At 69.5% G+C, this 14,530-nt stretch carries 12 protein-coding genes; 5 read left to right on the top strand and 7 right to left on the bottom strand.

The features are described 5' to 3' along the window. The first annotated feature begins 11 nt into the window (after positions 1-11). Positions 12-4,595 carry a caspase, EACC1-associated type gene (locus ADL12_RS44955; protein ID WP_062714439.1) on the top strand — a complete coding sequence of 1,528 codons (4,584 nt, stop codon included), beginning with the start codon at positions 12-14 and terminating at the stop codon, positions 4,593-4,595. A 570-nt stretch (positions 4,596-5,165) separates the two neighbouring features. Here the strand turns inward: ADL12_RS44955 and sigJ are convergent. The 4 genes from sigJ to ADL12_RS44935 all read right to left on the bottom strand — a co-directional run bounded on the left by sigJ (position 5,166) and on the right by ADL12_RS44935 (position 8,369). Further along, positions 5,166-6,251 carry an RNA polymerase sigma factor SigJ gene (gene sigJ / locus ADL12_RS44950; protein ID WP_079052623.1) on the bottom strand — a complete coding sequence of 362 codons (1,086 nt, stop codon included), beginning with the start codon at positions 6,249-6,251 and terminating at the stop codon, positions 5,166-5,168. Between the two features lie 217 nt (positions 6,252-6,468). After that, positions 6,469-6,660 carry a hypothetical protein gene (locus ADL12_RS44945; RefSeq protein ID WP_062714437.1) on the bottom strand — a complete coding sequence of 64 codons (192 nt, stop codon included), beginning with the start codon at positions 6,658-6,660 and terminating at the stop codon, positions 6,469-6,471. A gap of 39 nt (positions 6,661-6,699) precedes the next feature. Then, positions 6,700-7,398, bottom strand: a complete 699-nt coding sequence (locus tag ADL12_RS44940) for an NAD(P)-dependent oxidoreductase (protein WP_062714435.1) — start codon at positions 7,396-7,398, stop codon at positions 6,700-6,702. Positions 7,399-7,622: 224 nt separating this feature from the next. Continuing rightward, positions 7,623-8,369 (bottom strand): SAM-dependent methyltransferase, encoded by a 747-nt coding sequence (locus ADL12_RS44935; RefSeq protein ID WP_062714433.1) that lies wholly within the window; start codon positions 8,367-8,369, stop codon positions 7,623-7,625. 318 nt (positions 8,370-8,687) lie between these two features. Here ADL12_RS44935 and ADL12_RS44930 point away from each other — a divergent pair, with 318 nt between their 5' ends. The 4 genes from ADL12_RS44930 (at position 8,688) to ADL12_RS54695 (ending at position 10,974) form a co-directional block, all read left to right on the top strand. Beyond that, the gene (locus ADL12_RS44930; RefSeq protein WP_159053494.1) at positions 8,688-9,110 is read left to right on the top strand and encodes a hypothetical protein; all 423 of its coding nucleotides are present in this window, start codon (positions 8,688-8,690) and stop codon (positions 9,108-9,110) included. A 258-nt stretch (positions 9,111-9,368) separates the two neighbouring features. Then, entirely contained in the window at positions 9,369-9,638 is a 270-nt protein-coding gene (locus ADL12_RS58785) for a hypothetical protein (protein WP_062714429.1), read from the top strand. A 103-nt stretch (positions 9,639-9,741) separates the two neighbouring features. Continuing rightward, positions 9,742-10,680 carry a hypothetical protein gene (locus ADL12_RS44920; protein WP_159053493.1) on the top strand — a complete coding sequence of 313 codons (939 nt, stop codon included), beginning with the start codon at positions 9,742-9,744 and terminating at the stop codon, positions 10,678-10,680. Positions 10,681-10,809: 129 nt separating this feature from the next. Next, a complete protein-coding gene (locus ADL12_RS54695; protein WP_159053492.1) occupies positions 10,810-10,974 on the top strand; it encodes a hypothetical protein in 165 nt (54 codons plus the stop codon). Between the two features lie 253 nt (positions 10,975-11,227). On the opposite strand, the gene ADL12_RS44915 is transcribed toward ADL12_RS54695, so the two are convergent. From ADL12_RS44915 to ADL12_RS44910, 3 genes are all read right to left on the bottom strand, one after another. Beyond that, positions 11,228-11,821: a hypothetical protein gene (locus tag ADL12_RS44915; protein ID WP_159053491.1), complete on the bottom strand. Its 594-nt coding sequence runs from the start codon at positions 11,819-11,821 to the stop codon at positions 11,228-11,230. 9 nt (positions 11,822-11,830) lie between these two features. After that, positions 11,831-11,977, bottom strand: a complete 147-nt coding sequence (locus ADL12_RS54690) for a hypothetical protein (RefSeq protein ID WP_159053490.1) — start codon at positions 11,975-11,977, stop codon at positions 11,831-11,833. A gap of 560 nt (positions 11,978-12,537) precedes the next feature. Next, positions 12,538-14,530 (bottom strand): pentapeptide repeat-containing protein (locus tag ADL12_RS44910; RefSeq protein WP_208614752.1); only part of this gene is annotated, 1,993 nt, incomplete at its 5' end.

Raw genomic sequence — 14,530 nt, 5'->3', positions numbered from 1 at the left:
AGCAGGAGCAAGTGGCACCACCGGCCCCGGCCGCCACCGGCCTGGCGTCGCCCGGTGCGCGCGCCGTGCTCGTGGGCGCCGACAGCCACGCGCCCAGCTCCAGCTTGCCCAGCCTGCCCAGTGTTGCGACCACCCTGGACGATCTGGCCCGCGTGCTGCACGACGTCTGCGGCATGGCCACCGAGCGCATCCACCGGGTACCTCCCGAGGCCGGTGTGCCGGATGTCATCGCGGCGGTGGAGGACGCGGTCGAACAGGCCACCGGCGTGGTGCTGTTCTGCTACGTCGGTCACGGGCTGCTGGGACCCGCGGACGAGCTGTATCTCGCAACGCACGACTGCCTGGCGGCGGACCGGGTGTCCCAGGCCGTTCCGTACCGTACGGTCAGGGACCTGCTCGGCAGGGCGCCGGGCGGCAGCGTCGTACTGCTCGACTGCTGCTTCTCCGGACGCGCCGTGGCCCCGGAGGGCGGCGCGCGCCGTGACCCGTTCGTGTCCGCCCACCCCGATGGCAGCTTTCTGCTCGCTTCGGCCTCGTACTTTGCGGTGTCCTTCGCACCGGTCGGGGAACGGCACACGCTCTTCGGTGGTCGCCTGCTGCGCGTACTCGAACAAGGCGACCCCAGCGGCCCGCCGCGGCTGACCCTGGACCGGCTGCACGCCTGCCTCGACGATGCGTCAAGCGACGACTCCACACGCCCACACCGGCAGAGCACGGGCACCCTCGGCGCGCTGGTCGTCGCCCCGAACAACGCCTACCGGCCGGTGGCTCCCCCCGAGGCGGAGCCGCAGGCCGACGTGCCGTGCCCGTATCCGGGGATGGAGCCGTTCCAGCCGCAGGACAGCGGCTGGTTCTACGGCCGCGAGGAGCAGACCGCACGGCTACTGACCGCGGTACGCGACCCGACGGCCGGGACTCATCCGGTCATCCTGGTCGGGGCGTCCGGAGCGGGGAAGTCGTCGCTGCTGCGGGCCGGTCTGCTCGCCGGGATGGAGCGCGCCCACGAGGCCGGGGACGACAGCGCGTGGCCCGCGCTACTGCTGGCGGCGCCCGGGCCCCGTCCGTTGCGTGCGCTGGCCGACCTGTGGTCGCGGGCCTGCGGCCGGGACGTGGAAGAGGTGGAACGGGAGCTGGCCGAGGGCGGGTTCCCGGCGCCACCGGCGGGCCGTTCCGCCTGCCGCCTGCTCGTGATCGACCAGTTCGAGGAGGTCTTCACCCGCTGTCCGGACCCGGCCGAGCGCACTCGTTTCATCCGCGCCCTGTGCGGCGGCGCCACGAACCGCCCCGCCGGTTCCCGCCCACGGATCGTCCTGGCCGTACGGGCCGACCACTACGGCAACTGTCTGGCGCACCCCGAGCTTCGTGACGTCTTGGACGCTGTCGGCCCGCTGAACCTCCCGCCGCTGGACCAGCGGGCGCTGCGCGCCGTGATCGAGCGTCCCGCTGCGGACGCCGGGCTTCTTCTCCAGGACGGCCTGTCCGACCGTATCCTGGACGACCTGAACCGGTCGGCCGACGACGCCGATCCAGGCGCCGATCCGGACGAGGCCCGCGGCCCGGCCGCGGCGCTGCCGTTCCTGGCCCACGCCTTGCGTGAAACCTGGCTGCGGAGATCCGGTGCCGTCCTCACCCTGGCCGGTTACCAGGCGACCGGCGGAATCTGGGAGTCGGTCACCGCCTCCTCCGAGCAGCTCCACGAGACACTCGACGAGGCCGAGCGGCGTACGCTGCGCGACCTGCTGCTGCGCATGGTCCATCTGACTCCGGGCGCGGAGCCCGTGCCACGCCGCATCGCGCTGGCGGACGTGTCGGCGGGGCGCGGCGACGAGGACCGCGAACGCCTCGCAGGGGTCTGTGACCGGCTCACCACGGCACGCCTGATCACCGTGGACCAGGACGGAGTGCGGATCGCCCACGAGGCGTTGCTGCGTGCCTGGCCCCGGCTGCGCTCGTGGATCCTCGATGCCCGCGCCGAGTTGCTTGCGTATCAGCAACTGGCCGAGGCGGCCGCTGCCTGGGCCGAGCACGATCGCGGCCGCGACTATCTCTTCACCGGCAGCCGCCTCGCTGCGATCCGCCCCTGGCTGCGCGAGGACCCCGGTCCGGGCGGCGGCCCCGGTGTGGTGCTCACCGCCGCCGAGCGGGACTTCGCCCGCGCCTGCGTACGCGCGGCCCGGGGTGGGGGGATCAGGCGAGCCCTGGTCGTCGGTGGGGTGATGGCTCTGGCGCTGCTGCTCACGGCGGTCGGCACGGTCGCCGTCACCGAACGTGAGCGGTCCCGCGAACGGGCGGCGGAGCTGGCGTCGAAGCGCATCGCGGCCCAGGCTGACGCGCTGCGGTCGGAAGACCCCGCGGCGGCCCTGGACATGAGCCTGGTGGCGTACCGCAGGTCGCCGACCGCCGAGGCCCGGGCGAGCCTGGTGCGGGCGGCGATGACACCGGTGCACGTGACGCTGGCCGGACACCGCGACCGGGTCAACGACGTCGCGTACCGCAAGGACGGTGCGGTGCTGGCCAGTTCCTCCCGTGACGGCACCATCCGCCTCTGGCACACCCGCGACCCGTACCACCCCACCCCCGGCCCGGTCTTGCGCACCGGAAGTGCCGGTGCCCTCGGCTGGAGCCCCGACGGCCGCCACCTCACCGCGCTCACCACGTCGGAGCTGTACGTCTGGAACATGATCGACCCCGAACACCCGCGGCAGGTCGTCCGGAAGCCCGCGGATGTGGGCTTCGTCCGCCAAACCGACTGGATCCCGGACGGCCGCACTCTGGCCGTGGCGACCGACCGGGGCCGCGTACTGCTGTGGGATCTTACCGATCCGGCGCACCCGACCGTCACCACGCTCCGCGTCGCCGCCGAGCAACGCAGCGCGTACACCTGCGCTTTTCACCCCGATGGTCACACCCTGGCCGTCTCCACCGATGACGGCTTACTACGGCTGTGGGACCTGTCCGACCGCGATGCGCCACGACGCCGCGGCGCGCTCGCGCTCAAGGTGGGACTGTACACGTCCGCCTTCCACCCCACTGGCCGGTCCCTGGCCGTCAGCGGCGTCGGACTCAGCGGCGACGGAGGAGGTCTGTACGTCATCGACGTGACCGACCCCGATCACCCGAAGGCGCTGAAGAACGTTTCCCCCAAGCAACCCGTGTACCCCGACATCGCATACGCCCCGGACGGGTCGCACCTCGTGGTCGCTGCCACGGACGGTCGGGCTCGCATCATCAGCGACAACGGCGGGTCCACGTCGGTACCCAGCAACCTCTACTCAGGCACGACGCTGCCCCGCACCGCCCAACTCCGCGCAGTCGCCTACCGGCCCGACGGGCGGGGCATCGTCACCGGTGACTTCAAGGGCGGGATCCACCTGTGGAACCCACCTCCGCGTACCGTCACCGGATCCTTCGCGGGCGGCGGTCTCGCCCCCGGTGACGCCTTCGACGAGGACCAACGCCACCTGGCGACCGTCGACAGCAAACTGAGCACCGCCACGGTCTGGCGACTGGGCGAGAGGCTGACGCCTCTGGCGCTGGCCACCCTGCCCGAGCCCTGGAGCGGCTCACCACGTTTTCTGCCCAGCCGCAATGTGCTGGTCGTCCGGGACCGCGAGGGCAAACGGACGAAGCTGTGGACCTTGACGGACGGACGGCTGCGCCCGGGATTCACGTTCAGTCCCACGTCCGGGCCTCTTGCCATCAGCCCCGACGGGCGCCTGCTGGCGATCCAGGAACGCGGCAAGGGCCCGCTCATCCTGTGGGACGTCCGTGACGTGGAACGTCCGCGGCGGCTGGGCCAGGTGCCCGTCTCCGACGACAGGTCGATGAAGCCCGCCTTCGCGCGCCCCGGCGTCCTGGCCGTCATGACGGAAGAGGGAACGCAGATCTGGGACGTCAGCGACCCACGACGCCCACGACGAGGGCAGCAGGTGAAGGGCACACCATGGGCAGTGTTCCGGCCGGACTCGCCCGGCGATCGGCCGTTGTTGCTCGCCGCGCCGACCCAGGAGGACAATGATCCCCTAACCCCGGAACGTATCGCCGTATGGGCCCTGTCTCAGAACGGGACGGCACGCGAACTGACCGACGGAATCACAGGTGAACGCCGGCTCACCGTCATGGCCTCCGAACGCCTCTTGGCCAACCTGTCCGACTCCGGCCAGCCGGCCCTGTGGGAACTGGACGACGCCGGACGCGAGATCGCCCTCCCAGGGTCCCTCAGCGGCCTGGACGGCATCGAGGCGCATCCGGAAGCCGGTCTGCTGGCCGCCTGGCAGGACGAGACCGGCGCCCGCGACCTGGCCGTGTGGCACCTGACCGACGCGGACGGCGACACCGAACTCCTCTACCACGTACCGGGCCTCACAGAAGGGATCCTCGGCTTCCGGGTGCAACAGTTCAGCCCGCGCGGGGATGCCCTCGTCCTGTCCACGGGCACGGAGCTCCTGGAGGGCCTCGGGGCTGGGATCCTGCTTTTGGACACCGCCCCCGCACGGCTCGCCGACACGCTCTGCTCGGTCCGCACGGGGCCAGTCCCCGACCGGGTGTGGCGCAAAACCTTCCCCGACCTGGACTACGACGACCCCTGCGCCTGACCAGCCAGGCGTCCCGGTCCCTTCACCTTCTTTCCCCGCGCGGCCCGGTCTCCCGCCACCACGCCGCCACCTGCTTTGTCGTCTTGCTCGGCGGCCCCGTGCACCGTGACTTGCATTGAAAAGCCCATCTGCCGCAGGATCCATGACAGTTGCGGTGACCGTGTTCCGTTCGGGCAACGTCCTGCTGCGGTATCGGCCACCCGGCGGTGCCGGGAACCGTTAGGTGAGGCCGAGGGCTGACAGGGGCCGGTGGTAGTCGCGGGCGGCGTGGCCCAGGTCAGAGCCGCTTATCGGGGCGTCGACGGACCGGCTTTCCGTATGTTGGACTCGTTTCCTGCCATCGTGGTGTGCGGTGGTGACGAGTGTCCTGGCCCGGCCCGGTGACCACGCCGAGAGGGCGACGGTTGCCAGCCGCTCAGCAGGAACGACCAGTGGTCCGGAAAGACCTTGGGCAGGTAGGTGCGGCCGAGGCGACAGACCCCAGTCGGCCGTCGAACCAGTCCGCGACTTTCTCCCCGCCTCCGGCTGGACGTGCCCCCGTCTCGCGCGAGTTCGGGTGCTTGGCCGCGGTCATGCGCGCTCCCCGGGGGCGTGCGGTGGGGAGAGCTCGGGGCGCTCCGGGACTGTGTCCTCGTCCGGCGCGTTCCGCGTGTCGTCCGGTCGCACGTGGGTGAGCTTGGCGGGGTTGGTGACGATGTAGACGTCGGAGACCTGGTCGCCGTCCGGGGTGAGATCCATGACCATCACGGCGTAGGGGGAGTCACCCGTGAACAGCACCGCCGCGTCGTCGCCGTTGACGCGACGGTAGCGGATGTCCATGTCCTCGGTGCGTCGGGTGGCGTAGCCGGCCAGCATGCGGGCGGCCTTGTCCCGGCCGTGGACCGGGCGCAGCCCGGCCGCCTGCCGCGCGCCTCCGCCGTCGATCCAGACCGTCACGTCCGGGGCGAGGATCTCCATGAGTGCGTGGAGGTCGCCGCCGAGGGCGGCGGCGACGAACCGTTCGGTGGCCTCCCGCCGGACGCGGGGGTGGGCGCGGTAGCGGGGGCGGCGGGCGTGGACGTGGGCGCGGGCTCGGTGGGCGAGTTGACGTACGGAGGCGGGGCTGCGGTCGAGCATGCCGGCGATCTCGGTGTGGGGATAGCCGAACACCTCGTTCAGGACGAACACCGCCCGTTCCAGCGGTGTGAGGGTCTCCAGGACGACCAGCATCGCCATGGAGACCGAGTCCGTACGTACCGCGTGGTCTGCGGTGTCCGGGGCAAGGCTGCCGGTGATGGCATCGGTGACCAGGGGCTCGGGCAGCCAGGGACCGACGTATGTCTCCCGGCGGGAGGCGATGGCGGTCCTCCGGGCGAGCGCGTGGTTCACCGCGATGCGTACGAGGTAGGCGCGCGGGTTGCCGATCTCCGCCGCCGGCGCCCGGCGGTTCCTGCCGGACCAGGACAGCCAGGTCTCCTGGAGCACGTCCTCGGTGTCGGCGACGGTGCCGAGCATGTTGTAGACGACGGAGAACAGCAGCTCGCGGTGGTCGACGAAGAGCTGCGTCGCGTCGTGCGCCAGGCCGTCCTGTCGATTTCCCGTGCTCGGTCCGCGCGGCGCGTCCTGCGCCGGTCCTGCCCCGCCCGTTGCTGGGTTGTCGTCGGGTATGGCTGCCATGGGTCGCCCTCCTGTCCGGCGCTCACTTGTTAGAGGGACGGGGCAGCCGGAGTGTGACATCCACCTGGTGAGCGTGACCGTCACCGACCGGCCCTTGGGAGTCGTACTTGCCCGAGCCGGCCGCGTCCCGGACGGGCGAGACCGTGGAGGCTGTCGCAGTCCCTTCCTTCCTGACAGGCAGGGCGCCTGCCGCACCTTCGCCCCATGGCCGCCGAGGTCATGCCATGTGTCCCTCCGGCTCTCTGGATGCGGCCCAAGAGCCTGGCGGCCGGGACACGGTCACCTCCAGCAGCGACAAGCGCCCCTCGGTGTCGTCGGTCGTCGCCTTGACGGCGAATGCGGGCGGCAGCGGGATCCGCCCCGGCCTGGCGGCACCCGGTTCCAGCAGGATGAAACGGTCTGCAGGCATGAGCGTGGCCCTCCTTGAGCGGCTCGGTCGGATCCGGATTCATTTCCTGCCGCCGAACGCCTCCTTCCGGATGACATCGAGGAAGCTCGGAACACCTTCCGTGGTGCGGACGTCGACGAAGGCGCCCACATGGCGGTCTCCGGCCGCCTCACGCAGCAGCGCGTTTCCCAGATCCGCGCGCGAGGTGAACCGGCCGGGCAGGCGCGAGGTCGCGACCTGGTAGTCGCTGACGGCATCCGTGTCGAAGAGACCGGCGGGGCGGATGATCGTCCACGCGCGATCGCTGTCGCGCACGATCTCCTCCATGCGCCGCATGTCGTCGTACACGGTGCGTCCGATGGTGCGCGCGATGAAGGGTTCGAGCACCTTCCGGAAGAAGAGAGTCTCGCCGGGTGCCGGCACGCCGAAGAGCATGGTCGAGGTCACGCAGACCAGGCGTCGGACGTCGTGCTTCGTCATGGCCTGCGTGATGTGGGTGATGCCCTCGGAGTACACCGTGACGGGGTTTCGGCTGTACGGCACCCCGAGCGTCGAGATCACCGCTTCCTGCCCGGCCACGGCGCGCTCCACGGCGGCGGGGGCGAGCACATCCGCGCCGACCACCCGCAGTCGCGGGTCGCTCAGCGGGAACTCCTCGGGGCGCCGGGTGACAGAGGTGACCGTGTGCCCTTCGGCGATCGCCTGCTGGGTGGCCTGCCGTCCGGTCGGTCCGTTCGCCCCGAATATGACGAGCTTCACGTGGTTTCCCCTCTCCTGCGGACGACTCTGCCGACGGGCATGGGGGTGCATACGGTGTCGTCGTCCAGGCTGGTCTTGCCAGATGAGAGGAGCCCGACGGCGGCGAATGTGACACCCCGCACTCGGGTGGGACGTGGACCACACCTATTGGGCATGTCCGGCGAGGTGCGGTGGGGCGCGGGTGAGCCCCGGCAGGCGCGCCGGGGCTCACCCGGAGTGGTGTGTCAGCGGTCCATCAGTACGAACACACCCCACCCGAGGTATTCGCGCTGGTACCTGGCGTGCTGGACGGGTGCCGCAGCGAGTTCCGCACGCATGTCGTCGGCGAGCTCGTCATCGGGGTTCGCATCCAGCCAGCGTCGGATGTTGAGCCACTGTGCCGCAACGTACCGGTCCCAGCTGTCCTGGTCGGCAAGGACCATCTCGACGACATCACAGCCCAGGGCGCTGAACCGTCCGAGCAGTTCAGGCAGCGGGAGCAGGTCGTCCTTGCGGGCCATGTGGCAGCCCTCGATGGTGGCTTGGTCCTGAGGCTCACGGCGCCAGTACGGTTCACCGATCAGCATCATGCCGCCGGGAACGAGACTGCGCCGCAGGAGTTCGACGGTACCGGCCACGCCAGAGCCGATCCAGGTGGCGCCGACGCAGGCAGCGATGTCGACGGGATCGTCGGCGACATGGCCCGAGGCGTCCGCGTGCACGAAGCCGACCCGATCGGCAACCCCCAGCTCCACGGCCCGCGCGCGGGCGGCGTCGATGAACGCGGTGCTGATGTCCACCCCGGTGCCGGCCACACCGTGGTCGCGGGCCCAGGTGCACAGCATTTCGCCCTTGCCGCAGGCGAGGTCGAGCACGCGGGTGCCCGGCGACGGGCTGATGGCCTGACCCAGGATGGCCAGTTTCTCGCTCGTGAACGGGTTGCAGAGGCGATGGCTGCTCTCGCGGATGGTGAAGCTACGTGGCAGATCCACTGCGGGGGTTCCTTCGGTCCAGGGAGGTCGGAGCGGCTGGGCAAAACGGCCGGCGGGAGAGGGCCGCGCGTACCTGAACCGTCATCAAATCCACCTCTTCGGACGCGTGAAGGCTGGGACCGGCCGAGGGTACGGCCGCTGATACCGCCCGGTCCATCGCATATCAAGCTCACGACCGAGAAGGTGCTGTCGCACCGGCCAAGGAAACGCCGCGGCCCGACGCGTCCCCTACCCGAGCGACGGATCACCCTCTTCGGGCACGTATGTCACACCCTGGCGCCCGTAGCCCTCTAGGGATACGGCAGCGAAGGAGATCCGATGCCGGACGGCAGGCCGTCAGCCTCGCCGTCGGGCAACCACCACGGCACAGCGATCCGCATAGGAAGGCTCATGAACGTCAATCAGCGCATCCTCGCGATCTGCACACTCACCGCAGCACTCATCGGCGCCGCCACCGCGCCGGCATTAGCCGACCAGCACGTCAGCGTGACCCCCCAGGACAGCCGTATCACCGGCACCCCCCAAGAGAACCACGCCACGGTGACTCCGCTCGACGCCCACGTCACCGGCGCCCCCAAATGGGGGCGGGTGGGCACCTGGGGTCCCTACAAGAACGGAGCGAGCAGGACCAAGGCGTACGTCTGTCTCAAGCAGGGGGCGGCTGGGCAGGACGCCGGGACGTGGAGCGACTGGTACTGCCAAGCCGAGGGCGCCTACGTCTACCTCTACGCCAACAAGTAGGGCGCGGCGGCGTCACCCGTTCGCGTTGCTCCCGGCCGATACCGTCCTCCTGGGCAGCATGTGGACGACGGTCAGCCGGAACGTCGTTGGGCAAGCCGCAGGGAGCAGGGCTTGCCCAGCACCCAGCTGGCTTGTCCGGCTACCGGCGCTGCCCGCCGGTGGACCGGTACCACTGCCACCGCTCTCCGCACGGCGGTTCACCCACGAGTGCGTCGCCTGGCTCACCCAGCAGGGCGGTGGCTGTCGTACTCGGCCGGCATGACCACCACCGACGCCGTCCACCACGCGGTACTGCGGGTGTCGGCCGCCGCATGGACTCCGGCCGTCGAGCAGGACGGCGAGATCCGCGGCGTGGCCCAGGGCGCCGAGATCACCGGGGATGACCTGAGGATGGGCACCCTGGGTCCCTTGCATGACGTGGGTCACATTCGCCGGGCCGATGTCACATGCGGGGCCACGTGCCTCCTCATGGTGTGTGTCGAGTCGGGGTGTGCCGAGCATCCCGAATCGGGTGGCCCGGGGGCGTGATTCCACCCCGGGCCACCCGACTCCCACAACTCCAGGAGGGTTTATGTCGTCCCACCTTCACCACAAGACGCTGGGGCGTCGGTCGCCATCACGGCTGTTGTCGGTGACCGCGGTGCTGGCCCTCGGCGTGGCCGGGTGGGGTGTCCCCGGCGCCGTCCAGCCCGAACCGGCCGACGCCGCAACCGACACGGGATGGAACCTGGGCAAGTACCTGGGGGTGTGGAACTACGATCAGCCGAACCGCGAGAGCATGAGGAACATCGCGGAACTCAGGTGTCCGGCCGCGCAGCCGGACTGTCCGAGCCCCGTCCCGGGTTCGACGCCAGGCTCCGCGGTGCAGATCCCCCAGATCGGCTGGATCTTGTTCTCGAAGGAGTCCGACGGAAGGATCGTGGGGCGGACCGATCGAGGCTGCACGTACCGGTTCAAGGCGCAGTCGGACTCCCTCCAGCTCGATCCTCCCTCCCAGCACTGTTTCAATCGCGTGATCAACTCGGGCTACACCCTGACCCGCTGGTCGGTGACCGTCTCGGGCAGGCACGAGAAAGAGACCATCGCGGGCGTAAGCCACGGGCCGAACGGCGACTACGCCTTCGTACTGGACCGCGGCGCCCGCACCAAGGTCGAGCCAGAGCCTTGGGGCAAAGTGGCGAAGCGATTCACCGGCCGGTGGGCGTACGTCCCTGCGGACCGCTCGCGGTTGATCAACATGGTCACGTATCGATCGGTCGGACCGGACGGTTCGATGCAGGTCAGCCAAGCGCATCAGCGCGGCCTCGTTGCCATGACGGTGAAGCCGGACCGCGCGGTCGTCGCCCGGACCGCGGACGGGTGCCGGTGGACCCTGGCGGTGCGGGGGAACACTGCGGAGCTGAACCCGCCCGGACAGGTCTGCCAACGGCCCGGCGAAACCGTCACCGTCGACTTCTGGCAGGTAGCGAGCGACGGGAAAGAACAGGCGTCGATCATGAGCGGTGTTGTACGGCGCGACGGCCTTAACTCCAGTTTCGTGCTCAATGTGGGGGCCCTGGCGAGGCGATGACACGGCAGCCGCCGGGGAGCCTGCCGTATCCACGGGCGCGCCCTTGGAACAAGGGGATCCAGCGACCGCCTGCCCAGTGGATCGCGTCCATCGCTCCCAGAGGCCAACCGGACTCAGCGGACGCCGACCATGGTGAACGTGGTGCTCCAAAACCCGGACTGCTTCAGCGCCGAAACTCGGGCCACGGCACAGACCGCCAAGGACCAGATCGAGACGAACGCCAATAACGCCGCCGTCTGGGACGCCGCCGACAAGATCGCAGATTGCGCGGCGGGGACATCGCTCAACTGCTGACAGGGCGACCGCCTCCCCGCGTGCCTTCCGGGGAGTGCCGATCACGAAAGCGACAGTCTCAGGGAAGCGGAGAGGCTCCTGCACACGCCCCTCAGCGAAAGCAGGATCAGACCCTCTCCGCGCCCCTGAGTCTCCCCACGACAGTCGTAGGCCGTCGCCGACATCTAGGCACTCGACGACCGAACGTCGCCACGCAACGCGGCATGACCCCAGGTCAGGGCAGGTGCCAGGTTCTCGGTGAACAACTCTGCCCTCAATCGGTGGCTTGGGCTCCCCCTTCGAGGTTTCGTCGAGCCGTGCGGGTCCACTCAAGCACGCCGCCATGGAGTTCCCTCATCGCCGCGTCCAAACGGCGTCCCGGTTCGTAAGGGCCTCTTTGCGCTGACCACGCCGCATCGGCGAAGTCCTCAGCATGCTCCATTGCGCGCCTCGCCAACACCATCAATGCCTCGGCCCGATCCGCTTCATCGGTATCGACGGACAACCGCAGAGCGGACTCGCGAAACCACAAGACCTCGAAAGTGCGCGCCATCGCCTCCTTGGCAGCAGTGAGATCCGCTCCAGACCTGCCCAGGCCTTCCTCGTACATACCAGCCGTAGCCTGCATGTGCGCTATGGCCCGCTTCATCACTTCGATCTGCCCGAGGAACGAAGCGTAGGCATCTCTCCGGGCTTGCCAGACCGCTTCCTGCCGCTGCACCTCCGCCTGTGCATTAACACCAGCTAGAGCCGCATCAACCTGTGCCCTACCAGTCCTGATCGAAGAGAACCAGCCGGCTGCTGCTGTGACGACAACTCCGCCGACACCGATCCCCGCGGCCCAGATGGCCGCCGCCCCCTCATCCATGCCCAGCGATTATGCCGAGGGGGGATCGCCGCGTGGCGGGCCGAGCTGGAAGTGCTGGTGGAGAGGCCGAGCCAGCAGCTCCAGATGGCGCACGAGGAACTGGAAGAACTCGCCGTCGCCGAGCCGGTGATGCACCGCCTGTCCGAACAGATGCACGCCGAAGCTGAGCAGGCGACGCCCACGGGTTCCCAGCCCTCAGCACCTCAGCCCTCTCGGCACTGTCCCCGCGCGACCGGCACCCTGGTACGGACCGCGGGGAGCCCTTGCTCAAGGGCCAAGCCGTACCGTCACCCGGCGGGTTCGATACGGAGGACGGCGGCGGTGTCGAGGATCTCGGCGACCTGAAGGCTCATGGCGTCGTTGATGGTCGCGGCGGGTCCCTCACCGCAGCTGAGCCGGACGCCGCCTCCGCCCTCCGACTAGCTGGATTCGGCGGCGGCGAGTTGACCGGCGTACGGCTGGGCGGCATGGAGCACCGTGTGGCCGAAGTCCCGTGCTCATTGGCCAACTGTGGGGTTGTGACCGCGCTTGCGTGACGACTAGGCCAGAACCAGGCTGCGCGCTACGTCGTCGGGCTGAGGAGTCACCGAGAAGGGCACAACCAACTGGAAGGGCTATGGCCGACGTCTGGTGACGGCTCAGCTCGACGCCGGAGGCTAATGGATGCTTGCGGCGTATTCGTTGTGGATCTGCGACCGCAATCGGAGGACTGGGTTCTATGCCCGGCGCAGTACCCGGCTGGCTCCTGCTGCGACCGTCGTGGCCAGGAGCCAGCCCATGCCGATCAGTGCAACGGTGCTCCACTGCATGATGCCGGTCGGAGCGTAGGAGCGTTCCTGCCCCAGATCGACGAGGGGCAGCAGCAGGTCGAGCGTGTAGATCGCGGGCTGGAAAGGCGGTGGCTTGCCGTCGCCCACAGCGGTGGGTGGCAAGGCGGTGAATAGAGCCGTTCCGGCGGCCAGGAGACACAGCAGCAGCCACACGGCACGCAGAGGGCGGTAGCCGTAGCCCACCGTCCCGTCCTGGAGCAGGCTCCACAACCTGGCAGGGGGAGACAGCGCGCGCCGCATACGGCGATGCTTTGCGACCAAGACGGCTCGGGCATCGGCGTCCTGGCCCTGGCGCTGATAGGTGGCGGCGAGCTGCTCGTACGGCTGGGGCACGAACCCGGCAGGGTCACGGCCCAGCCAGGGCAGGCGTGCCCGAGCCGGGAGCGCGGGGTGCAGGCTGTCGTAAATGGCGCCGTCGAGGACCAGTCCAGTGGGCCAGGCGGCAGGGATGTCCTCCAGCAACCCGATTCTGCTGTGGCGTAGATCGATCACGCCCGCCGGGGCCTCGCGCAGGCGAAGCGCGAGGGAGGCCGTGGAGGATGCAATAAAGCTCAGGGCCGACTCGCCCGCAGGTGTGTCGAGTACAGCGTCATCGAGGCTGACACGGCTGCGGACCGTGACGCTGATGAGGGAGATCCTGCCGTGCGCGGTGAAGCCGTTAGACAGACGGATCACACCGCCGGTCTCAACTCCGTTGGCGCACAGGGCTGGTTGGTCGTTGAGGGCGGTCAGTTCGGCGCCTTGGAACAGGAGGGAGCCACCGATATGGGAGTCACGTAGGTCGATCATGCCGTGTCCGACGAGTCTGTCCCGGCAGTCGATGTCGCCGCCGACGCGCAGTCGGGGGGCGTTTAGAGCGGCATCCGCGGTCGGCACGCTGGACGAGACGTCGAATCGGGCCCCCTTGAGGACCACACTGCCGCGCACCGAGGTGTCCTGGATAATGACGGGGCCGTTTACGACCAGACCGCGTCCGGCCCAGATGTCACCGCCTATCTCCGCACAGGACAGGTTCAGGGCGTGTGTACCTGGGCCAGAACCCGGTCCGTCCAGGCGGCAGTCGTCCATCCTGACGGTTCCGCCGATGGAGGCCCCGTAGAGATTGACCTGCCCGGTGCCCGAGAAGCCGGAGTCGAGGAACAGACCGCCGCCCACAGCCAACTCGGGGGCCTGGAGGCCCGCGTCGCCACGGATGCGGGTACCTCGGAAGGCAAGGACGTCTTGTATCCGGGCGCTGTTCAGGAACACCGTGCCGGCGCAGTCGAGGCCCGACGCCCAGAAGTCCTCACCCACCTCGACAGACTGCGCGTCGAGCGCGGCCTCGCCATGGGTTGGGCGTACGGCGGTGTCGTTCAGAGACAGCCGGTTTCCGACAGTGAGGGAGCGCAGGTCCACTGTGCCGGTGACGGTACAAGCGGTGATCCCGCACTCCTGGGCTACGCGGGCACCGACCAGACTCAGCCCGGGCATCGTGCAGGCGCTCAGCTCCAAGGCTGCGTCGAAGTGCGCGTTGTCGAGGCGAAGAGTGGCGTCGAAGCGGCACCGGTCTAGGCGGACCGAGCCGACGACCGTGACCTCGGCAAGGTCCAACTCTCCGGTAACGCGCGCTCCACGCAGCCGCAGGCGGGCCTGGCAACCGGGGTGGGGCGAGGGTGCGGCGATCAGAAGGTAGCGGAGGGCACTACCGCGCACCTCGGGAACGCCCTCACACCACTCGCCGAACCGATACGCCTCCCACACCAGCCGCTCGTGCGTGCTCCATTCGTCCGGCGGGTCGTCTTGAACCGCTCCGGGTCTGATGGAGGCTCGATTCCCTGAGAGGATCGAGTCATGGCACGTCCGTCCCCCTACCCTGCTGAGCTTCGTGAGCGCGCGGTGC

Source organism: Streptomyces regalis, assembly GCF_001509475.1.
GTDB lineage: Bacteria > Actinomycetota > Actinomycetes > Streptomycetales > Streptomycetaceae > Streptomyces > Streptomyces regalis.
This window is presented reverse-complemented; position numbering and strand designations above follow the sequence as displayed.

Coding starts and splice junctions, on each gene's coding strand:
- ADL12_RS58785 (WP_062714429.1), top strand. CDS start 9,369: ATGACCACCACCGACGCCGTCCACCACGCGGTACTGCGGGTGTCGGCC.
- ADL12_RS44915 (WP_159053491.1), bottom strand. CDS start 11,821: ATGGATGAGGGGGCGGCGGCCATCTGGGCCGCGGGGATCGGTGTCGGC.
- sigJ (WP_079052623.1), bottom strand. CDS start 6,251: ATGGCAGCCATACCCGACGACAACCCAGCAACGGGCGGGGCAGGACCG.
- ADL12_RS44930 (WP_159053494.1), top strand. CDS start 8,688: ATGCCGGACGGCAGGCCGTCAGCCTCGCCGTCGGGCAACCACCACGGC.
- ADL12_RS44945 (WP_062714437.1), bottom strand. CDS start 6,660: ATGCCTGCAGACCGTTTCATCCTGCTGGAACCGGGTGCCGCCAGGCCG.
- ADL12_RS54695 (WP_159053492.1), top strand. CDS start 10,810: ATGGTGAACGTGGTGCTCCAAAACCCGGACTGCTTCAGCGCCGAAACT.